This is a genomic window from Priestia aryabhattai B8W22 (assembly GCF_000956595.1).
GTDB lineage: Bacteria > Bacillota > Bacilli > Bacillales > Bacillaceae_H > Priestia > Priestia aryabhattai.
This window is the reverse complement of sequence record NZ_JYOO01000006.1, coordinates 81,694-102,741: the sequence shown is the minus strand read 5'-3', so window position 1 is coordinate 102,741 and position 21,048 is coordinate 81,694. Positions and strand designations below refer to the sequence as shown.

22 protein-coding genes and 1 pseudogene are annotated in these 21,048 nt (G+C 38.4%); 18 read left to right on the top strand and 5 right to left on the bottom strand.

What is annotated here, in order from left to right; translation table 11 throughout:
- The first annotated feature begins 19 nt into the window (after positions 1–19).
- The 11 genes from N178_RS06710 to N178_RS06660 all read left to right on the top strand — a co-directional run bounded on the left by N178_RS06710 (position 20) and on the right by N178_RS06660 (position 13,146).
- Entirely contained in the window at positions 20–1,585 is a 1,566-nt protein-coding gene (locus N178_RS06710) for a glycoside hydrolase family 32 protein (RefSeq protein ID WP_045291426.1), read from the top strand.
- Between the two features lie 107 nt (positions 1,586–1,692).
- On the top strand, positions 1,693–2,127 hold the full coding sequence (locus N178_RS06705) for a ferritin-like domain-containing protein (RefSeq protein ID WP_045291424.1): 435 nt from the start codon (positions 1,693–1,695) through the stop codon (positions 2,125–2,127).
- 302 nt (positions 2,128–2,429) lie between these two features.
- On the top strand, positions 2,430–3,890 hold the full coding sequence (locus N178_RS06700) for an MDR family MFS transporter (RefSeq protein ID WP_045291423.1): 1,461 nt from the start codon (positions 2,430–2,432) through the stop codon (positions 3,888–3,890).
- A gap of 478 nt (positions 3,891–4,368) precedes the next feature.
- Complete coding sequence (locus N178_RS06695) at positions 4,369–5,559, top strand: glycine C-acetyltransferase (protein WP_045291421.1); 1,191 nt, start codon at positions 4,369–4,371, stop codon at positions 5,557–5,559.
- Between the two features lie 37 nt (positions 5,560–5,596).
- Positions 5,597–6,556, top strand: a complete 960-nt coding sequence (locus tag N178_RS06690; RefSeq protein ID WP_045291418.1) for an L-threonine 3-dehydrogenase — start codon at positions 5,597–5,599, stop codon at positions 6,554–6,556.
- Between the two features lie 211 nt (positions 6,557–6,767).
- The gene (hutP, locus tag N178_RS06685) at positions 6,768–7,232 is read left to right on the top strand and encodes a hut operon transcriptional regulator HutP (protein ID WP_045291416.1); all 465 of its coding nucleotides are present in this window, start codon (positions 6,768–6,770) and stop codon (positions 7,230–7,232) included.
- Between the two features lie 358 nt (positions 7,233–7,590).
- Positions 7,591–8,811, top strand: a complete 1,221-nt coding sequence (locus tag N178_RS06680) for an MFS transporter (protein ID WP_045291415.1) — start codon at positions 7,591–7,593, stop codon at positions 8,809–8,811.
- A 265-nt stretch (positions 8,812–9,076) separates the two neighbouring features.
- A complete protein-coding gene (locus N178_RS06675) occupies positions 9,077–9,742 on the top strand; it encodes a type 1 glutamine amidotransferase domain-containing protein (RefSeq protein ID WP_045291413.1) in 666 nt (221 codons plus the stop codon).
- Between the two features lie 204 nt (positions 9,743–9,946).
- Positions 9,947–10,237 carry a putative quinol monooxygenase gene (locus N178_RS06670; protein ID WP_045291412.1) on the top strand — a complete coding sequence of 97 codons (291 nt, stop codon included), beginning with the start codon at positions 9,947–9,949 and terminating at the stop codon, positions 10,235–10,237.
- A 469-nt stretch (positions 10,238–10,706) separates the two neighbouring features.
- Positions 10,707–12,146: an aldehyde dehydrogenase family protein gene (locus N178_RS06665; protein WP_025749256.1), complete on the top strand. Its 1,440-nt coding sequence runs from the start codon at positions 10,707–10,709 to the stop codon at positions 12,144–12,146.
- Positions 12,147–12,297: 151 nt separating this feature from the next.
- Entirely contained in the window at positions 12,298–13,146 is an 849-nt protein-coding gene (locus tag N178_RS06660; protein ID WP_045291409.1) for an MBL fold metallo-hydrolase, read from the top strand.
- A 135-nt stretch (positions 13,147–13,281) separates the two neighbouring features.
- On the opposite strand, the gene N178_RS06655 is transcribed toward N178_RS06660, so the two are convergent.
- A complete protein-coding gene (locus tag N178_RS06655; protein WP_014460820.1) occupies positions 13,282–13,518 on the bottom strand; it encodes a hypothetical protein in 237 nt (78 codons plus the stop codon).
- Between the two features lie 166 nt (positions 13,519–13,684).
- Between N178_RS06655 and N178_RS06650 the strand changes: the two genes are divergently transcribed.
- The 3 genes from N178_RS06650 to N178_RS26955 all read left to right on the top strand — a co-directional run bounded on the left by N178_RS06650 (position 13,685) and on the right by N178_RS26955 (position 15,993).
- On the top strand, positions 13,685–14,311 hold the full coding sequence (locus tag N178_RS06650) for a LysE family transporter (protein WP_045291406.1): 627 nt from the start codon (positions 13,685–13,687) through the stop codon (positions 14,309–14,311).
- A 127-nt stretch (positions 14,312–14,438) separates the two neighbouring features.
- Positions 14,439–15,782 (top strand): amino acid permease, encoded by a 1,344-nt coding sequence (locus N178_RS06645; RefSeq protein WP_045291404.1) that lies wholly within the window; start codon positions 14,439–14,441, stop codon positions 15,780–15,782.
- 70 nt (positions 15,783–15,852) lie between these two features.
- Entirely contained in the window at positions 15,853–15,993 is a 141-nt protein-coding gene (locus N178_RS26955; RefSeq protein WP_013082476.1) for a hypothetical protein, read from the top strand.
- 46 nt (positions 15,994–16,039) lie between these two features.
- Here the strand turns inward: N178_RS26955 and N178_RS25760 are convergent, their stop codons facing one another.
- Both N178_RS25760 and N178_RS06640 read right to left on the bottom strand, forming a co-directional pair.
- Positions 16,040–16,192, bottom strand: coding sequence for a YpzG family protein (locus N178_RS25760; protein ID WP_013056278.1), 153 nt, complete (start codon positions 16,190–16,192; stop codon positions 16,040–16,042).
- 227 nt (positions 16,193–16,419) lie between these two features.
- Positions 16,420–18,093: a ribonuclease J gene (locus N178_RS06640; protein WP_045291402.1), complete on the bottom strand. Its 1,674-nt coding sequence runs from the start codon at positions 18,091–18,093 to the stop codon at positions 16,420–16,422.
- A gap of 217 nt (positions 18,094–18,310) precedes the next feature.
- On the opposite strand from N178_RS06640, the gene N178_RS26950 reads away from it, so the two are divergent.
- The 3 genes from N178_RS26950 (at position 18,311) to N178_RS06635 (ending at position 19,312) form a co-directional block, all read left to right on the top strand.
- Positions 18,311–18,451, top strand: a complete 141-nt coding sequence (locus N178_RS26950) for a hypothetical protein (protein ID WP_013082478.1) — start codon at positions 18,311–18,313, stop codon at positions 18,449–18,451.
- A 67-nt stretch (positions 18,452–18,518) separates the two neighbouring features.
- A complete protein-coding gene (locus N178_RS26700) occupies positions 18,519–18,665 on the top strand; it encodes a hypothetical protein (protein WP_155017158.1) in 147 nt (48 codons plus the stop codon).
- Positions 18,666–18,895: 230 nt separating this feature from the next.
- Positions 18,896–19,312, top strand: coding sequence for a hypothetical protein (locus N178_RS06635; RefSeq protein WP_045291530.1), 417 nt, complete (start codon positions 18,896–18,898; stop codon positions 19,310–19,312).
- An 81-nt stretch (positions 19,313–19,393) separates the two neighbouring features.
- Here the strand turns inward: N178_RS06635 and N178_RS06630 are convergent.
- Positions 19,394–19,597: pseudogene (locus tag N178_RS06630) on the bottom strand (KGG domain-containing protein); the annotation flags it as partial.
- Positions 19,598–19,817: 220 nt separating this feature from the next.
- On the opposite strand from N178_RS06630, the gene N178_RS06625 reads away from it, so the two are divergent.
- Positions 19,818–20,042: a hypothetical protein gene (locus N178_RS06625; protein ID WP_025749248.1), complete on the top strand. Its 225-nt coding sequence runs from the start codon at positions 19,818–19,820 to the stop codon at positions 20,040–20,042.
- Positions 20,043–20,138: 96 nt separating this feature from the next.
- On the opposite strand, the gene N178_RS06620 is transcribed toward N178_RS06625, so the two are convergent.
- The gene (locus N178_RS06620) at positions 20,139–20,870 is read right to left on the bottom strand and encodes a ZIP family metal transporter (RefSeq protein ID WP_045291398.1); all 732 of its coding nucleotides are present in this window, start codon (positions 20,868–20,870) and stop codon (positions 20,139–20,141) included.
- Positions 20,871–21,048: the final 178 nt, after the last annotated feature.

Here is a 21,048-nt window from a genome sequence, read left to right as displayed (position 1 = left end):
AGAGAAAGGCGGGGTTTGTTTGAAGAAAAAAGGTGCTTATAAATGGATAACGCTTGCCGTTCTTTTAGTTGTAATAGCCGGACTCATTATAGCAGGCGTATCCAAAAAAGAGGATACAAAAGATCAAGGAAAAGAAAAAGGGAATAAAAGTGAATCCACTTATCGCCCGGTATATCATTTTAGCACGCCTGATAAATGGAAAAATGATCCTCAAAAGCCTATTTATTTTGACGGAGAGTATCATTACTATTACTTATACAATCATGATTACCCTAAAGGGAACGGGACGGAATGGCGACATGCAACGTCTAAAGATTTGGTTCATTGGAAAGATAAAGGAGTAGCTATTCCAAAGTATACAAATAAAAATGGCGATATATGGTCCGGATCCGTTGTAGAAGATAAAGAGAACACAGCAGGTTTTGGTAAAGGCGCAATTGTAGCGATTATGACCCAGCCTTCTGCTGATGGACAAAAGCAAGAACAGTATCTATGGTATAGTACCGATAGAGGAAAAACCTTTAAATCATATAGTAAAAATCCTATCATGCCTAATCCAGGCACCAAAGATTTTAGAGATCCTAAAGTTATATGGGATCATGAACATGACAAGTGGATACTCGTCATGTCAGAAGGTGAAAAAATCGGATTTTATGAATCTTCTGATCTAAAGAATTGGACGTATACAGGAGGATTTGTAACCAAAGATATTGGTATTACAGAATGTCCAGACCTTTTTCAAATGAAGGCCGATGACGGGACAATCAAGTGGGTTCTCGGGACAAGTGCAAATGGAAAAGAAAGCGGAAAACCAAACACCTATGCTTATTGGACTGGAAATTATGATGGAACAACATTCACTCCTGATATAGACGAGCCACAATGGCTAGATCATGGCTTTGATTGGTACGGAGGAGTCACGTTTAAGGACGGTAAAAATGAGGATTCTTTAGAAAAACGCTATGCTTTTGCATGGATGAACAACTGGGATTATCCCGATAAGACACCAACGATGAAAGATGGGTTTAACGGATTCGATTCAGTAACCCGTGAAATTACGCTTTCGAAACAAGACGACGATCAGTACAGTCTGTTATCAAAGCCTGTCGAAGAATTAAATCAGCTAATTGATTCAACAAATTCTCTCAAGCAAGTAGAAGTGAACGGGGAGAAAAAGTTAAAGATAAAAGGCGAAGCTTATCAGCTTGATACAGATATTTCGTGGTCGGACGCAGAGAATGTAGGCTTAAGGCTAAGAGAATCCACAGATCAAAAGCGGCACATTGATGTGGGCATTTTTGCAAAAGATAACGTCTCATATGTGAATAGAAGCTATAGTAATCAGCCTGATCAAAGCAAAAAATATGTAGAAAGCCGCGATTACTTTGATGCAGGCAAGAAAAATGTTCATTTGAAGATACTGGTAGATAAAACAAGTATTGAAGTCTTTATTGATGATGGAAAAACAGTGCATTCTAGCGAGGTATTTCCGCGTCACAATGACCAAGGAATTACGCTTTTTTCCCAAGGGGGAACGTCTTTCTTTAAGAATATAGAAATCAAACATTTTCGTTCCAGTCAGTAAATTCCCTATTTTCAAAAAGAAGGAATAGAATATCACCTTATTATGGTTTAGGACTCGTTCAAAAGGGTACATGTCTACTAACAGTAAATGAAAGGGTGTTTATTCAAATGGAAGAGAAAATGAGACAACTAATAGAGGGACTTAATACCGATTTAGCGGGTGAATATTCAGCGGTTATTCAGTACACTTACTATGCGTCTACAGTAACCGGCCTAGAATATCAAATTTTAAAACCTTTCTTTGAAGGAGAAATTCCTGATGAGCAAGGACATGCCCTTTATTTATCAGAAAAAATTAAAAACCTTGGCGGTGAGCCAACAACAAAGCCGGCTGAGGTAAAGCACGTCTCAAACGTGACGGAAATGCTTAAAGAAGCAAGCAGAGCTGAAAAAGAAACTATCGAGCGCTATGAAGAGCGAAAAAAGCAAGCAGAAGAGTTAGGATTAACAGAACTTGTTGTCAAACTTGAGGATATGATTGCAGATGAAACAAATCATATGGAAGAAATGGAACGTTTATTAAAAGATCCGCGACTAAGTTAATCATACAAACCATAGAAAAAGCATCCCGTAGCATCTGTTGCGGGATGCTTTCTTGTGGTTTGAAAAAGAAATAAAACATCGTTTACGCATGTTTTTATAAATGAGAGTAAAGTCATATTTTTGAAATTCTCTATCGCTTTGAAAAAATTTATAGTAAAATAATTATTTGGCTGCATATGGCAGTAACTATATGCGGAGCATCACATACATATAAAGGCTAAAAGGGTATAAGTATATTGAAACCGCTTTTATCTTCTGTAAGAAAAACGATGGTATGCCCGCAGTTGCAAGGAGAGAAAAAGATGAGGAAACGAATCATGACAGCGCTGCTGCTTGTCACTGTTTTAGCTGCAATGGAAGGAACCATTGTCAGTACGGCTGTTCCAAGAATTACAAGTGATTTGTCAGGTATTGAGCTAGTTAGCTGGGTGTATGCCATTTATATGCTGACAACCGCTGTATCTACACCTATATACGGAAAGTTAGCAGATTTATTCGGCCGCAAAAAAGTTATGCTTGTTGGAATTATTATTTTCTTAATCGGATCGATACTTTGCGGACTTAGCTTTTCGATGCAACAATTAATTGTCTATAGAGCAATTCAAGGGCTAGGCGCCGGGGTCGTTATGCCGCTTACAATGATTATTATTGGCGACTTGTATGAAGAAGCAAAAGAAAGAGCTAAAGCGCAAGGATGGATTAGTGCAGTGTGGGGAGTTGCTGGAGTTCTCGGTCCTCTTCTTGGGGGATTTTTAGTCGATACGCTGTCTTGGCGCTATATTTTCTTTTTAAATATACCGTTTGGCCTAATGGCTTTTATTGTTCTTCTAGTAAACTATAAAGAAGAAGTGGTAAAAGAAAAACGCTATATCGATTACATTGGAGCGGTGACGTTTTCAGTTGGAACCATTGCATTTCTATACGCGCTTTTAACCGGAAGCCAGCATCAAAACTGGGGAGATCCGGTCATTATAGGATTATTTGTTCTAGCTGTTCTGACATTCATTGGCTTTATTTATATCGAAAAGAAATCGCCGGAACCTCTTATTCCGCTTGAGTTGTTTTCCATTCGAAGTGTATCTGTTATAAACTTATTAACACTTCTTGTCGGATCAGTAGTTATTAGTATTACGGTTTACCTTCCAATTTGGAGCCAAGGAGTGATGGGAAAAAGTGCAACCGCTGCTGGTTTTGTCTTAATGCCCATGCCAGTATGCTGGACAATTGGTTCACTGCTTTCAGGGAATTTAGTAGGGCGTCTTAAAACGCACTCCATCCTTACGCTAGGAACGGCAATCGTAAGTACGGCATGTTTTATGCTGTTTTTAGTCTCCACGCACTCACCCGTATTTTTAATTTATGTAGCCGTTGGGGTTCTTGGGTTAGGAATGGGGATTATTACGCCTATCTTTATGTTGGTTATTCAATCAGCAGTCCCAGCTAGCAAAAGAGGAGTAGCGGTGGCTCTTAATACGTTTACAAATACATTCAGTCAAACGCTAGGTTCTGCGGTGTTTGGTACAATTTTTAACTTAGTGACGCTTTCACAAGCAAAGAAATTAGGGCAAGAAAATTTGAATGCTTCGTTTGAAACAGGCGGGGTACCAGCAGAAGAACTGTCAAAGCTTCATGAAATTCTTGCATCAGGTGTTCACATTATTTACAGCGGAACGTTTTTAGCTGCTTTGCTAAGCTTTGCTGTCTCATGCTTATTAGTAAAAAACGGACATAAAAAAATAAAGAACATATCTGTGCAAAAGTAACGGAAGAGACTGCTACAAAAGTATTTTAATTGAAGGAAAATCCGAACGAGTTTGATTAAGGACCAAACTCGTTCGGATTTTTTTATTGGTATGGTGAATGTAGGTTTCATGTATGGAGGTGCTTTTAGCTGTTGATTCAGTTATGTATCAGTCTCTTTTTTAAAAGAATTATCAAAGAGAGAAAAGAAAAAAGATATTGTCTAATAACGTTCCGGAAAAATCGTTAACAGAAGGAAGAATTTTTATTATTGCCGAAAATTTCTTATTTTTTGTATTTTTAGTATGGACATTTACTGGGTTGTTGATTATTATAAATTCTATAAGTGTTGAATTTTAAGCGCTTACAAAAGAAACATTTGTCTTTCTCAGGAATACACTTGATTTTTAATTCATATACTATAAGTGCTTGAATTAATCTTTTAATGGGGAAAAGAGAAGTTTATAAGACGTGTTGAACAACAATGAGGGGGTATGGAAGATGACAAGCAGACGTTTAAAAGAATTCTTGAATAATAATTTAGAAGATTTAAAAGATAAAGGGCTATACAACGTCATTAATCCAGTAGAGGGACCAAACGGACCTGTTATTCAAATTGATGGAAAACAATTAATTAATTTATCATCCAACAACTATTTGGGGCTTGCTACAGACGAAAGGCTTATTAACGCGTCCAACCAAGCCACTGAAAAATACGGAGTGGGAGCTGGAGCTGTCCGAACGATTAATGGAACTCTAGATATTCATATTAAGCTAGAGGAAAAGCTTGCCGAGTTTAAGCATACGGAAGCAGCTATAGCTTACCAATCTGGCTTTAACTGCAATATGGCAGCCATCTCTGCAGTTATGGATAAACATGACGCGATTTTATCAGATGAGCTGAATCACGCTTCAATTATTGACGGATGTCGGCTATCAAAAGCAAAAATTATTCCTTACAAGCATTCGGATATGGAGGATCTTCGTGCAAAAGCAGGCGAAGCACAAAAGTCCGGTGCCTATAATAAAATAATGGTAATTACCGACGGTGTATTCTCAATGGATGGAGACATTGCTAAGCTTCCCGAAATTGTAGAAATTGCAGAGGAATTTGATTTAATCACATACGTAGATGATGCTCACGGGTCGGGCGTATTAGGTAACGGTATGGGCACAGTCAAACATTTTGGCTTATCTGAAAAAGTAGACTTCCAAATTGGAACCTTGTCAAAAGCGATTGGAGCTGTAGGTGGATACGTAGCTGGAAAAAAAGACTTAATTGACTGGTTGAAAGTACGAAGCCGCCCGTTTTTATTCTCGACTGCTATTACACCAGGCACGGCTGCTGCATGTATGAAAGCGATTGAAATTCTAAGCACAAGTACGGAGCTGCAGGATCAAATGTGGGAAAACAGCCGTTATTTAAAGCAAGGATTAAAAGAGCTGGGCTTTAATACCGGCGAAAGTGAAACACCTATTACTCCGTGCATTATAGGAGATGAAAATCAAACGCAGGTTTTTAGTGAGAGATTAATAGAAGAAGGGGTATACGCTAAATCAATTGTTTTCCCTACCGTTCCAAAAGGAACAGGACGCGTGCGCAATATGCCAACGGCTGCTCATACAAAAGAAATGTTAGATGAAGCACTTCGTATCTACAAAAAAGTAGGCAAGGAAATGAAATTAATCTAATCGTTGAATTTAGGCAGTACATGAGGAGGATATTGAGATGAAAAAAGTATTAATAACGGGGTCTCTAGGACAAATCGGTTCTGAATTAACAATGAAAATGAGAGAGATGTACGGTTCAGAAAATATTATTGCCACTGATATTCGCAAGACGGCGAGCGATGTTGTGACTTCAGGTCCATTCGAGATTTTAGACGTAACGGATCAGACTGCTTTATTTGCGATCGCCGAAAAGCATAAAGTCGATACGATTATTCACTTGGCTGCGCTGTTATCAGCGACAGCCGAGCAAAAGCCGCTTCTGGCGTGGAATCTCAATATGGGCGGATTAGTAAACGCGCTCGAAGTAGCGCGTGAGCTGAAGTGCCAATTTTTCACTCCAAGTTCAATTGGTGCATTTGGTCCAACGACTCCAAAAGACTGGACCCCTCAGGATACGATTCAACGTCCTACCACGATGTATGGTGTTAATAAAGTAGCGGGTGAATTACTTTGCGATTACTATCATCATAAATTCGGAGTCGATACACGAGGGCTGCGTTTTCCAGGCTTAATTTCATACGTAACGCCTCCAGGTGGAGGGACAACGGACTACGCTGTTGAAATTTATTATGAAGCCGTTAAACATAAGCGTTATACGTCTTATATCGACAAAGGAACATATATGGATATGATGTATATGCCTGATGCACTAAACGCTGTTATCCAACTAATGGAAGCAGACGGTTCTAAGCTGAAGCACCGAAATTCATTTAACGTTTCTGCTATGAGCTTTGATCCAGAACAAATGGCAGCGGAAATTCGAAAAACGATTCCGGAATTTGTGCTGAATTACCAAGTAGATCCTGTTCGACAAGCAATTGCTGAAAGCTGGCCTAACCATATAGATTCCAGCTGTGCTAAGGAAGAGTGGGGGTTTAAAGCAGAATATAACCTAGAAAAAATGACGAGAGAGATGCTGGGAAAGTTAAAAGTTGAATCACAGCTTGTCTTAACGTAAGCAGAGAAAAATGATTTCTTCCTCGAAAATAAAGTAAGCGCTTACTAAAAGGCAGATTGCTTGTTTATGCAAGTTCTACTTCGTAACAGTGGTGGACAGTACACATAGATCTTCTGCCCCTTTAAGTGAGCGCTCGTTCGTTGAATAATCAGCACCCTTTTAGGTATTCGTCTGTTAAAATAATAAGGGGATAGAAGGGAGGGAATGACAGTTGAACAATAAATTTCAACAAGTTAATGATTTTTCAATGGGAAGATTAACATCTTTACTCGTTCTTTTACACAATACGGAACTAGCTGAAGGTATTGAAAAGGAAATCAATGAGAGAGGATATAGCTACACAGTAGGAAAAGTCGGAGCGATGGAACTGTCTAAAGTCGTGGCGGCAATTGAAACGAGCGCCAAGACAAACAAAATTATTAATGCCCAGTCGTACCGGGAAGTTCACGCTCTTTATCATGCTATACTTGAAGCCATTCAAGGAGTGAGTCGAGGAACGCTGCAGCTAGGTGATATTTTACGGACAGTAGGACTCACATTTTCAATTGTGCGCGGAAAAATTGAGTTCTCAGGATCAAGCGAGGAATGGATTAGTGTTTGTGTGTATGGAACAATAGGTGCGCCTAAAAAAGGCTTTGAACATGATACGTTAGGCTTTGGTTTTAACCATATCTAAAGAGTAATTGATGAAATAGTATGATAATAAAAAGCGAGTAGCAGATGTACATAGCTGTTTTAAAGAAGATATTTTTCTTATTGAAAGGTTCTGTGCGGCGTGTTAACATAGTGATTAATATAATAACTGCCTTTAAGACGGTCCAGAGAGGCCGAAAAGGACGGATAACTTGTTTGCTGCTTCTATGCCTATCTGTGCCCTTTTGCCCTCTGCGACAAAAGGGCTTTTATGCGTTACTTACCTCTTTTAAACGAAGTCCAGAGAGGCTTCAAAAGAGAATGGACATATATTATTTATCCATTCCTTCAAAAAAGAAAGAGCGTTTATACAGACAGAATACAGTGGAGGGTGGAACAACATGAATTATCGTAACAAGACAGTTGTAGCATCAGTAGCAGGTTTGACGTTAGAAGGGATGGACATTATGTTTATCTCGTTTGCTATGTCAATGATTATTGCTGAATTTCACATTGATTTAGCAACAGGTGGACTTATTTCTTCTATTACAAATATAGGAATGCTCATAGGCGGCGTAATCTTCGGAATTTTAGCAGATAAGTTTGGAAGAGTGCGGGTTTTTACCTACACGGTTCTTTTATTTGCAGTCGGAACGGCATTAACAGGTTTTGCAGCAAATGTGGAACAAGTGTATGCTTCACGATTTATTGCCGGAATTGGGGCTGGAGGAGAGTACGGAATCGGTATGGCTCTTGTTGCAGAAGCGTGGCCGAAACATAAGCAAGGAAGAGCCTCATCTTATGTTAGTATTGGCGCACAATTTGGAGTTATTCTTGCGGCGCTTTTAAGTTCTCTGATCCTGCCGATGTTCGGATGGAGAGCCTTATTCTTTGTCGGAATTATACCCGTCATTTTTGCTTTTATCGTACGAAAAAATTTAAACGAATCTCCTGAGTGGCTAAAAACTCAAAAAGAGAAAACAGCGGTTGCTAAAAACAATGGCAAGCTTCGCCAACTATTTGCTACGCCTAAGACAGCGATGACAACCATTTCGCTGGCAGTGATGGCTACCGTTCAAATTGCAGGCTATAACGGACTCATGATATGGCTTCCGTCTATGCTTCAGCAATCACAAGGCCTCTCTGTTTCAAGTTCAGCTCTTTGGACAATCAGTACAGCCGTTGGAATGATTATAGGCATGCTAACATTTGGGCAATTTATGGATCGTTTTGGATCCAAACGTACCTTTGGAATCTTTCTTCTTGCTTCTGCTTGTGCGGTATTTTTATACTCGTATGCCGAAGGAAGTGCAGGGCTGCTTATAGGAGGAGCTGTGGTCGGATTTTTCTCAAATGGAATGTTTGCGGGATACGGAGCATTGATAAGCAGCCACTATTCAGTAGAAGTTCGCAGTACTGCAACGAACACCATTTTTAACTTTGGGCGAGCGCTCGGAGGCTTATCACCAATTCTTGTCGGCTATCTTTTGCAAAGCTATGATATGACGGTAGCGATGACGTACTTGGCAGGGCTGTACTGTATTTCGTTTGTTTTTATGGTGAGTCTTAAAAAAACGGGAGAAAAAAAAGTAAAACAAATGAACGCTCAGTCTGCTCTTTAAAATAAAAAATAGATTCTATGCTTTTCTGGAAAAACCGCGCTTACTCAAAAGGGCGGTTTTTTGAGTGTATAAAAAAATAAGTTTAGATGTTGTAACGTTGTTTCTTTCGCAGATGCTTTATTAACAAAGATGTCTACATTATCTATAAAAATATTTATGGATAAGCAGATATTTTCTAATTTGTATTATAGTAATTCCTCTCTTACAATATGGTGTGTAAGGCGGAAACAGAAAATACTATCTTTATTTGCAGGAGGACGTTACTATGTCTAAACATATATTAATGGTCGTAACAACGGCTGACAAAATGAAAGAAAATCATCCAACAGGCCTTTGGCTTTCAGAATTTGGTGAAGCGTACGTAGAGTTCGAAAAAGCTGGATTTACGATTACTGTAGCAAGTCCTCTAGGAGGAAAAGCGCCGGTGGATGCTCGCAGCCTTGAAGGAGAGACTTCTCAAGAAATCTTAAATACAGCTAGGCATCTAGAGAATACCCTAAAACTTGATACAATTACAGACAGTGCTAAATTTGATGCTGTTTTCTTACCAGGCGGTCACGGCACAATGTTTGATCTGCCAGATAATCAAACGCTCCACGCTTTAATTCGTGAACTATACGAAGGAGACAAAGTAGTAGCCGCTGTATGCCACGGACCCGCAGGCTTAGTAGGTGTTACATTATCAGATGAAAAGCCGTTGGTCGAAGGAAAAGATGTCGCTGCGTTTACAGATGGTGAAGAACGTGAAACAACATTGGATCGCTTCATGCCGTTTCTTTTGGAAACACGTCTGCGTGAACTTGGGGCAAATGTAGTAACTGCTCCAAACTGGACAGATAATATACAAGCAGATGGAAACTTGATAACAGGTCAAAATCCTCAGTCAACAATCAGTGTAGCAAAAGCAGTCGTGAAAAAATTATTGAAATAAGATGTAAAAAAGCCTGTAGGCTTATAGCCTACAGGCTTTTTTATGAACAGCATGAAGAAAGAACGCTGTAGATAATGTGTATGTTTTGCTGTCTTGCACTAGAGAGATTAATCATCGTACAAAAAAATGATGGTTAGTGTAATGAATACCAAAAGAGGGAAGCTTTTTATAAAGAATATTTTTTAAAAGAAATGAGGAAAAACGATGTCAGAAATTATTGTTAACGCCATTTTGCAAGCCAAGCCAGGAAAAGAAGAAGAGCTTCGATCAGAGTTAGTAAAAGTTATTGAACCATCAAGAAAAGAAAAAGGATGTATTCAATACACTCTCCACCAGGATACAGACAAAGCAGGCACATTTGTTTTTTATGAGAAATGGGAAAGCAAAGAAGATGTTGAAGCTCACATTGAAACACCTCACTATCAAGAATACAGACAGCAAACAGAACCGTTAATTGAAAGCAGAGCGGTACATCGTTTACAAGAAGTACTTTAATACAAAAGAGGCTGGAGCAAAAGTGTTTTAGTTGAAGGAAGATCCGAACGAGGAATCAAGATTCTTGATGGAGAATCAAACTCGTTCGGATTTTTTTGTGGTAATGGTGAATGTGAGTTTCATTTAGTGAGACCAAACAGGAGCGTAAGCGAGGAGGCTCATCGACCGCCTACAGAAAGAGAAGGCTTGCAGGGAAACCAGCAGCGGTATCACAAACAATCCATACTAGCTCCTTTATCCAATTTGTTCATCTTTTAGATGTGATTGATTTCGCTATGACTCCATCCCTGTTTGTTATAAAGAACTAAAAAACTTCAGGGGGAAAATAATTTCAGCTGCGAAAAGCCGATTGGAGCAGTGAAAGAAACAAAAAATAATAGAAGCGGCGTTTGAGAAGCAGACAGGCGGGTAGATAAAAACTAGATGACATAGTTCAACAATTAACAAACTAAAAGGAGAGATCAAATCAATGCGTACAAATTTAAAACACTTTATTAACGGAGAATGGGTTGAATCAACAGGAAACGAAACGTCAGATGTGATCAATCCTGCTACTGAAAAATCAATTGGTAAAATTAGCTTAGGTACAAAAGAAGATTTAGATAAAGCCGTGGCAGCAGCTAAAGCAGCGCTTCCCACATTTTCAAGAACAACAAAAGAAGAGCGAATTAAAATGCTTCGCAATATTGCAAAAGGGTATGAAAAGCGTAAACAAGAGCTTATTGAAGTTATGACTGAAGAGCTTGGCGCTCCTTTAAAAATTTCAGAAGAAGTGCACTATGAAATGGGACTTAGCCACTTTAAAGAAGCAGCTAATGCACTTGAAGATTATACATTTGAAAAAGATCATGGAAGCTACAAGGTCGTAAAAGAGTCTATTGGAGTAAGCGGACTTATTACACCATGGAACTTCCCAACAAATCAAACGTCTACTAAAATTGCAGGAGCTATCGCAGCAGGAAGTCCAATGGTATTAAAACCATCAGAACTTACACCGTATGCAGCGATGATATTAGCAGAAATCATTGATGAAGCTGGTGTACCAAAAGGTGCCTTTAACCTTGTAAACGGAACGGGAAGCACAATCGGTGACGGTATTAGTTCTCACCCGGACATTGACTTTGTATCATTTACAGGGTCAGGTGCTGTAGGCGAGAAAATTATGCAAAACGCGGCTAAAACAATCAAAAAAGTAGCCCTTGAGCTAGGCGGGAAATCACCGCTAGTTGTATTAGAGGATGCGGATGTAGAAGAAGCGGCTAAAATAGCAGTTTCACACATTGCAATGAATACAGGACAAGTATGTACGGCAGCAACGCGCATTATCATTCCTGCCTCTATGAAAGAAAAATTTGAAGAAGCAGTGAAGAAGGTTCTACCATCATTCCCGGTTGGTGATCCATTAAATAAAGACAATGTAACTGGACCGCTCGTAGCGGAAAAGCAGTGGGATCGCGTACAGGATTATATTAAAAAAGGAATGGACGAAGGTGCAAAACTTCTTACTGGCGGAACGGGCAAACCAGACGGCTTAGAGACAGGATACTTTGTTAAACCGACAGTCTTTACTGACGTTTCAAATGATATGGTTATTGCACAAGAAGAAATCTTTGGACCTGTAACCACTATTATTACGTATGATGATCTAGAGCAAGCTCTTGAAATTGCAAACGATACAATTTATGGACTTGCAGGCTATGCGGTCGGAAAAGACCAAGAAACACTTGACTATGTTGCTAAAAACATTAGAGCTGGTCAAATCATCGTCAACGATGCCGAGCAAGACAGAGCTGCCCCATTCGGTGGATTCAAACAATCTGGTATTGGACGCGAGTGGGGAGCATTTGGTATTGAAGAATATCTAGAACCAAAGGCGATCATGGGCGTTAAAGTTCCGGCAAAAGTATAATTGATGTAAAAAAGAAAGGAGTTTTTCTCCTTTCTTTTTTTATGGATACATAAAAGAGAGCCAGTTAAAGAAAGAATAACGAAAGCAAAGGTGGATAGCATAAACGTGTATCACATATATGAAGTGACACGTTAAAGGAGGGAATTATAAATTGAATAGAGAGATGCACGGAAGTTCATCAACGGAAAGTTTCATTCCCATGAGCTCTATAGCCAGTGGAAAAGGAGTCGAAGTGGCACCGGATATCTACAGCTACACTACACAGATTGTTAACGTATGTTTTATAGGAAATCCAGACAAAGAAAATAGTTTTGTACTTGTGGATGCGGGAATGCCTAATTCGGCTTCTATGATTATCAAAGAGGCAGAAGAAAGGTTTGGAAAAGAAAAAAAACCAAAAGCAATTATTCTTACACATGCACATTTTGATCATATTGGATCTATTATTGAACTAGTGGAGAAGTGGAACATACCGGTATATGCACATCCACTTGAACTTCCATATGTGACGGGTAAAAAAAATTATCCTACACCAGATGGCACAGTGGAAGGCGGGCTCGTGGCAAAGCTTTCTCCACTATTTCCAACGGAAGCCATTGATTTAGGCTCTCACGTGCAAGCTTTACCAGCCGACGGCTCTATACCTCATATGCCGGAATGGGAATGGATTCACACCCCTGGTCATTCTCCAGGACATATTTCTCTTTTTAGAAAGCAGGATCTGGCGCTTATCGCAGGAGATGCTTTTGTTACCACTAAGCAAGAATATTTACTGGATGTACTAGAGCAAGAATTGGAAATTAGCGGTCCTCCTCGTTATTTAACTACGGACTGGGCATCTGCCAAAAAATCAGTTGAAGTGCTTCAGTCACTTCATCCATCTGTGGCGGTGACAGGACATGGAAAACCGGTTTCCGGCGAATGGCTTTCAACTAATTTATTGAAGCTTACGAAGAATTTTGATGAGATTGCTCGTCCTGATTACGGAAAGTATGTATAAGGCTAAAGAAAAAAGTTTACTCTTTAAGCAGCTCTTAAAAGCTGCAGGTGAAGATCAAAAGCTCTACGAACTCAGTGAGTTCGTAGAGCTTTTTAGTTTTTCGTATAAAAGTAAAAAAAGTTATAACTACCCTTATTAAAAATTTTGCTGAATAGCCTGCTGCGCTTCGCGTAAGTGTCTTAAGTGTTCTTCCATTCGTCTTAATTCTTTATCACCAGACGCCGCTTCTTTTTGTTCATTAATTTGCTGCTGAACGATATTCAAATGCATTTGAGCATTTTGAAAATTAGCTCCATTCAAATTCATCTGTCCTTGATAAACAGCCTGCTCAGCTAATTGTAGTGCTTCTTTAATATGAGTGTATGAATTCATGCCTCTCATCCTTCTGTATAGTATTTACAGTTAACATGCGCTGGTTTTTCGCAGCTATACAAAAGGATTTAGAAATAAAATAAAAATTACGTAGTACAAGCTAAGTAGGCTGCATACATTTATCATAGTTCAATTTATAAAACCTCAGAAGCAGGGAGGGATACATGTGGGAGCTTTTTTCAGCTATATGTTGTTAGGGCTATCGTTAGCCGCACCAATCGGCCCTATCAACGCCGCTCAGCTTGACAAAGGAATTAAAAATGGTTTTTTACATGCTTGGTTCTTAGGGATAGGAGCAACATCAGTTGACGCTCTTTATATGCTTGTAGTTTATTTTGGGTCCGTTCATTTTTTAAGCAGCGATTTTATGAAAACATTTCTTTTTTCGTTTGGATGCTTCGTATTAATTTATACCGGTATTGAAGGATTAATGAGCGCAGGGAAAATTACACAGCATCGGAACGCAAAAGGAGATTCGGTAGTAAAGTGTTTTTTTTCAGGTTTTTTCATTTCATTAACAAATCCGCTTACTATTCTTTTTTGGCTTGGTATTTATGGCTCTGTTTTAGCCAAAACAGCTAATACATACGAAACAGAACAGCTTATTTTATACAGCTGTGCTATTTTTACAGGGATTTTATGCTGGGATATTGCTATGGCAGCTTTAGCAAGCACTTTTCGAAGGTATTTAGCGGCGACGTTTTTGACTGCAGTCTCCGTTATATCCGGCCTTTCTCTAATAGGATTTGGTATATATTTCGGCTGGCAAGCTGTACAGCAATTCATTATTTAAAAGAGGAGAAAGCAGAACTGAATTTAAAGCGTTTTCTATCTGCTGAAAAATAGTAGAAAGCTGTCTCTTTTTGCGCATAAATTTTTCAAACTATCACACACTACATCAAGGTATAAGGAGTGATAGTATGAAAAAGAAAATAGGCTGCGGAAGTCAAGTTGAAGGGAAATTAAAATGGTGGCAACTGTCTTTAATCGGAGTAGGGTGCATAATCGGTACAGGCTATTTTTTAGGATCAAGTATTGCAATAAAAGCCACGGGTCCCTCTGTATTAATTGCTTTTTTACTAGCAGCAGTATGTACATTTATTGTATTTGATGCTCTTGCTAAAATGAGTGCTCAAGATCCTCAAAAAGGTTCGTTTCGCTCCTATGCTAAAAAGGCTTATGGAAGATGGGCAGGTTTTAGCAGCGGATGGGTGTACTGGAGTTCAGAGATGCTGATCATGGGGAGTCAGCTCACGGCTTTATCTCTTTTTACACGTTTTTGGTTTGAAGATATTCCACTGTGGGTCTTTGCCTCTATTTATGCTGTTTTAGGCATTGCTGTTGTATTAATCGGAACAAAAGGCTTTGAACGAATGGAAAATGTATTTGCTGTCACAAAAGTGGCTGCTATTTTAATGTTTATTGTATTAGCTAGTCTGGCTTTATTTGGATTTCTTGACGAAGGTGCCAAACAAGGAGTGCCGCGAACGATAAGTGAAGTATTTCCGCACGGGTTTTTAGGTTTATGGGGCGCTTTGCTTTATGCTTTTTATGCTTTCGGCGGCATCGAAGTTATGGGGATCATGACGGTTCGTTTAGAAAAAAAAGAAGACGCACCGAAAGCGGGAAGAAGTATGCTTATTCTCCTTGGAATTATTTATATTGTTTCACTGAGTTTAGCTATTTTAATTGTGCCATTTCATGATTTTCATGGAAATCAAAGTCCATTTATAACGGCTTTAGAAACATATCATCTTCCATTTTTCCCTCATGTTTTTAATGGAGCAATGATTATTGCGGGTTTCTCAACAATGTCAGCGTCTTTTTTTTCCGTAACAACAATGATTGTCACTCTTTCAGAAGATGGGGATGCTCCTGCATTGTTTTCAAAACAAAAACAGAAAAAGCTCCAGTTTCCTTTACCGGCTTTACTTTTAACAACAGCAGGATTAATTGTTTCTATTGTTCTTTCCTTGCTATTGCCCGGGAAAATTTATGAGTACATTACAACAGCAGCTGGACTGATGCTAATTTATAATTGGTTCTTTATTTTAATTTCTTTTCATCGCTTAATCAAACAAACCGTTTGGGATAAGGTAAAGCAAGCTGTTGGTCTCTTATTAATCCTGCTAGCAGTAAGCGGTACGCTGTTAGAATCTGCAAGCAGGCCAGGTTTCTTTGCAAGCTTAGGCTTTTTAATTGTTATAAGCCTTGTTATTTTAAAACTGCGCCATAAGTGGAAAGAAGAAGAAGCCGCTAGCTAACATATATTTAATCTTTATGAGGGACACTATGCACGTTGTACAATTACAAAAACAAAAGGTGGTTATGAACATGCCAAAAAACAAGCAGACTCCTTCTTCACAAGTAGATCAAAAACAAGTAGTAGATGACAAAGCGAAAGCGCTACGAGAAAATAATTATGAAGATGGTCATATTCGCAAGATAACTCAAAGCGGAGCAGACGGCCAATAACAAAAAAAGACGCGTTCGCGTCTTTTTTTGTTGAAGTGTATCATCCTTACCAACGATGAGCTTTTGCATTACTTCGCAAGATGATGTTCGTTTGAGACATCTCTGTATGTCCATTTACTTGGGACTTTGAACGCTTCGGTCTCGTCCAGTTGTGGCGGAATAGTTCTGAATGCTGATCTACCTGATTTTTATCATTCATCATAATCACCTCAAGGATAGGATACTTTCACAAGATATTTACGGTGAAATATCTCTCTTATAGAATGGGATAAAAAAGAAGAAATACACCTAACACTTTTAACCATACATATAAAGGGAGTGCCTATTCATAAACTATAAAGGGCAACTTCTCACTTTGGGTTAAGCTTCGGATTTATAAAGTAAAACTGCCTTAGTGGGGACTAAGGCAGTTTTTTAGTGGAGTAATCAAACTTCAATAATGACAGGAAGGATCATAGGTCTTCTTTTGGTTTGGTTATATAAAAATTGGCCAAGTGTTGTCTTGATTTCTTTTTTCATAATGCTCCATTGGTGAACATGAGATTTTTGTAATTGATTTACAATTTTAGTCACTTGTCGGTTAACATCTTTTAATAACTGCTCTGAATCTCTGGTATAAACAAAGCCTCGTGAAATGGTATCTGGACCAGACACAATTTTCCCTTCCGCTTTATTCAGAGTAATAACAATAACCAGCATACCATCTTCTGAAAGCTGTTTGCGGTCACGTAAAATCGCGTTGCCAACATCTCCAATGCCAAACCCATCTACATATACATTACCTGCAGGGATTTTTCTTGTTTGAACAGCTGCTCCGCCCTTGATATCAACAATATCACCGTTATTTATAATGAAAATGTTCTCTTTTTCCACCCCGACGGATTCTGCTAATAAGCTGTGGTGATGAAGCATTCGAAACTCGCCGTGAATCGGGATAAAATACTTTGGCTTCATCAATGTAGCCATTAATTTTAGCTCTTCTTGATAGCCATGTCCTGATACGTGCATACCTGTTGCGCTTCCTGACCCGTAAATCACATGAGCTCCGAGTGTGAAAAGACTGTCGACAATACGAGAGATATTACGTTCATTACCAGGAATAGGCCCTGCTGATAAAATGACCGTGTCTTCAGGAAGAATCTCTACTTGTCGGTGATTTCCGCTGGCTAATCTAGATAGAGCGGCCAGCGGCTCGCCTTGGCTTCCAGTACAGAGAATAGCGACTTGTTCAGGCGCAAGTGAATGTACTTCATAAGGTTCAATTAGCATCCCTTCAGGAATGGTTAAATACCCTTTCTCTAACGCAACTGATACAACGTTAACCATGCTTCTTCCTAGCAGCGCAAGTTTTCTGTTCGTTTTAATCGCTGCATCTACAATTTGCTGTACGCGGTTAACATTCGAGGCGAAAGTAGAAATAATCACTTTTCGCTTTGCTTTACGAAAAGCTTCTTCTACATGTTTACCAACTAGCTTTTCTGAAGGCGTAAATCCAGGGCGCTCAGCATTTGTGCTTTCTGATATTAAAGCCAGTACACCTTCACTTCCTATTTTTGCCATTTTATGAAGATCTGGATATTGGTCGTTAACAGGAGTTAAATCAAACTTAAAATCCCCGGTATGCACAACAGCTCCTTCAGGCGTATGAAAGACAATGCCAAGACAATCTGGAATGCTGTGATTCGTTTTAAAAAAAGAAAGCGGAATATTGCCTAATGTAATTTCTGATTCTTCGTTGATTTCAATAAGCTCCGTCTCAGCAGATAATTGATGTTCCTGCAGTTTAATGTCGATTAATCCGAGTGTAAGGCTTGTTGCATAAATGGGGAGGCTTAACTGTTTTAGAAGATAAGGAATACCTCCGATATGATCTTCATGACCATGCGTAACAACCAGTGCTCGAACTTTTTCTCGATTCTCTTGTAAGTATGTAATGTCAGGTATAATCAAATCAATTCCTAATAAACTTTCGTCAGGAAATTTAGAGCCGCAGTCAATTACAATGATGTCATCATCATATTGAACGGCATACATATTTTTTCCTATTTCATTAATGCCGCCTAAAGCAAAAATGGATAGTGTGTTTCTATTTGTACTCACGCTTGTTTCCTCCTATATTTTCAAAATGGATATACAGAATTTCTACTCTTAGTATGAACATTTATTTCTGGTGCATTCTGTTAAATATGGATATTTTGTTTTTTATTGGATATGAGGATGCAAGTAAAAAGAAAAGAAGGTCATTTTCCTAATACTACCTCTTATTTTCTTTTTATAACTCCATAAAATATAGACGTTACACATGGAGGTGGATGGAATGAGTAAACAAAATAAAAGCAAAAACCAAGGAGTCAGCAGCAGTGCAGCAGCTGTCGATAATGTGAATAAAAGTATTTTATCAAACGATATTCATACAGATGAGCTTCAAAAAGCAAAAGTAAGTCGTCATAATAAGTAAAAGAATGACAGACAAAAGAGCAGCTTTGAGCTGCTCTGAATAAAATAGAGATAGGGAAGTGAAAAACGTGTCAGAACACAAAAATTCTCAGTATAAAGAAGAAAATAAGTCAACGCCTAGTCGTCCTCTTGAATATAAAGAACGGGCGAACGAATCAAAAAGTACACGTCAAATGCTGCGCAGTATTCTCGAATATTCGAGTCGATATCGTTAATAAAATTTTACATATAAAACTGTAAGGATAAGTGGGCAATTTAAAAGTTGAAGCACCGCTTTACTACATAAAAAGCAAGCGGCTATGCTTGCTTTTTTGATATATAGCCCTGTACATATTGAAAAAAAACCATACATACGTTATTTTAGATAAACGTATGTATAATGGTAAACCTGTACATTTATTTTGGGGAAAAAATTAAAGTTTGGAGAAAAGAAGTGGGGGATTTTATGAATTTACATGATTTTGTTCATGGAGTAGATCCAACAATAAAGCTAGTTATTGAAGATGAGTTTCCTGGAACGCGGTGTGTAGGCGGAAAGTACGTTCCTAGCACGCATTCTATTTTTTTATATGAAAAAGATATTAAAATACAGTGTCGGCACTTGTTTGGTTCAAATGAGTGTTTAGAATCTTATCAATGGATTATTTTAGCTCATGAATTAGGCCATGCGCTAGATGAAGACCTTTTGTCTTTGAGTAAAAAGTTTGATGAAACAGAAGATATATGGCTTCTGTATCAAATTGAATGTAATGCTTGGGAGATAGGAGAGAAATTGATTCCTTTTATTGATTCAGAGCTATTCTCATCCATAAAAGATGAATCGTTAGCCCATTATCATAAAGAGATGGAAAAGATTAGTTAGAAGAAGAAAAGTTCCAGTGGCTTGTACTATAAGGAACTTTTCTTCTTCGAGTTGTTTATATACTTCAAATACTAGTTAATTATTACGCTGGCTGCTGCTGGATCTGCCGCCTTTTTTTCCAATTTCCTCGTAAAATTCTTTACCTTGATTTTTGGAAGTAGCTTCTCCGCCTTTTTCACCAATTTCTTGATAAAACTCTTTGTCATGATTTTTGGAAGTAGCTTTTCCACCTTTTCTTCCTGCTTCTTCACGACTCATTTTTTCATTCTTTTTATTAGTTGCCATCTTGCATCCCTCCTAATAAATTTGAATTCATAGTCTGTCTTCCCGGTCAAAAAAGGATTAAACTGGTTATTTTTTATTTTTTCTAAAAATTAGATTTTTCTCAAAACTAGCAGATCGCAAAGCGCTGTATAGCAGTATTTATTAAGTTGAAAATAATCTTAAAAAAAATTATATGAAATATGATATGGTTAATAGAAATAAGAAAAAGGAGCTTAGAAACATGTCAAAATATGTAGAAATGGATAACGCTTCGCTGCGACGGAAAATACAAGAATACAAAGAATTAATTTGGAGAGTAGGGCCAGGAAGTGAAAGAACTATAGAAGCTGTTCAAGAGATTCAAGGAATGGAAAAAGAGTTAAAAGCACGCAACGCAGAATTTGAAGCTACGGATTGGAAAGCTTTTACTCGGGAAATAAAAGAAAACTACGATTTTACTTACTAAGAAGACACATTCATAATAATGTGATTGAAATAAATGTCTCCAAGTAGAAGGCTTTCTCTTTTCTACTTGGAAACGATAGAAGTAGTATGAAGACGATTAAGAAAAATGATCCAGTATCAGTGAAGCAAGTAATCCAAGTGCAGCAATCAATCCTGTAATAGATCCTCCTTCTTCATAGGCCTCTGGCATCATTGTAGAACCTACCATAGCAATAATGCCGCCGCCGGCAAAAGCAGCAATAGCAGCCATAAGTGTCTCAGATGCATGATCTAAAAAAACAAAGCCTGTCCATGAGCTAAAAGCTGAAATGAACAAAACAGCTGCCCATAGTAAAAAAATTTTCTTTTTAGAGAATCCGCTTTTTACTAGACCGGTCGTACTGGACAGTCCTTCAGGAATATTACTTATAAAAATAGCGATAACAAGAAGCCAGCTAACGGTTGCATTTTCAATTAAGCTAGCTCCAATCATAATGGACTCTGGGATTGCATCCATTACGGTTCCTATAAATATAGCAATTCCAGAACTATTCGCGGCCATTTGTTTTGTAGACCTCTTTCTTTTATTCGCTCCTTGACGTGAAATTAGATAGTCTAAAAAAGTAAAAACGAGAGCTCCCGCAAGGAACCCAAGAGAAGTAGCTTTTAACCCTCCGGTATGAACCGATTCTCCAAGCAGCTCATAGGTAGATGCTCCAATCAATACACCTGTCCCAAAAGCCATAATATAACCAATTATCTTTTTGCCAATAGGCAAAAAAACTGCTGCCAAAGCACCAAGAAGGACAGCTGATCCTGAAATTCCGCCCCACATCGCAGCTTGCCACATGAAAAATCCCTCCTCATCTCTATTTTCTATGGATACTTTCCCTAAGAAGAGAAAGTGAAAACGTAAAAGGAGAAGAAAGGAATTTATTCGATTAAGTAGTGGTTTCATTTCGTTATCCTTGAGAAAGAGAGTATTTCAGCATCCAAGCTGAGCCTGTATTTATTTTTAATATTCATAA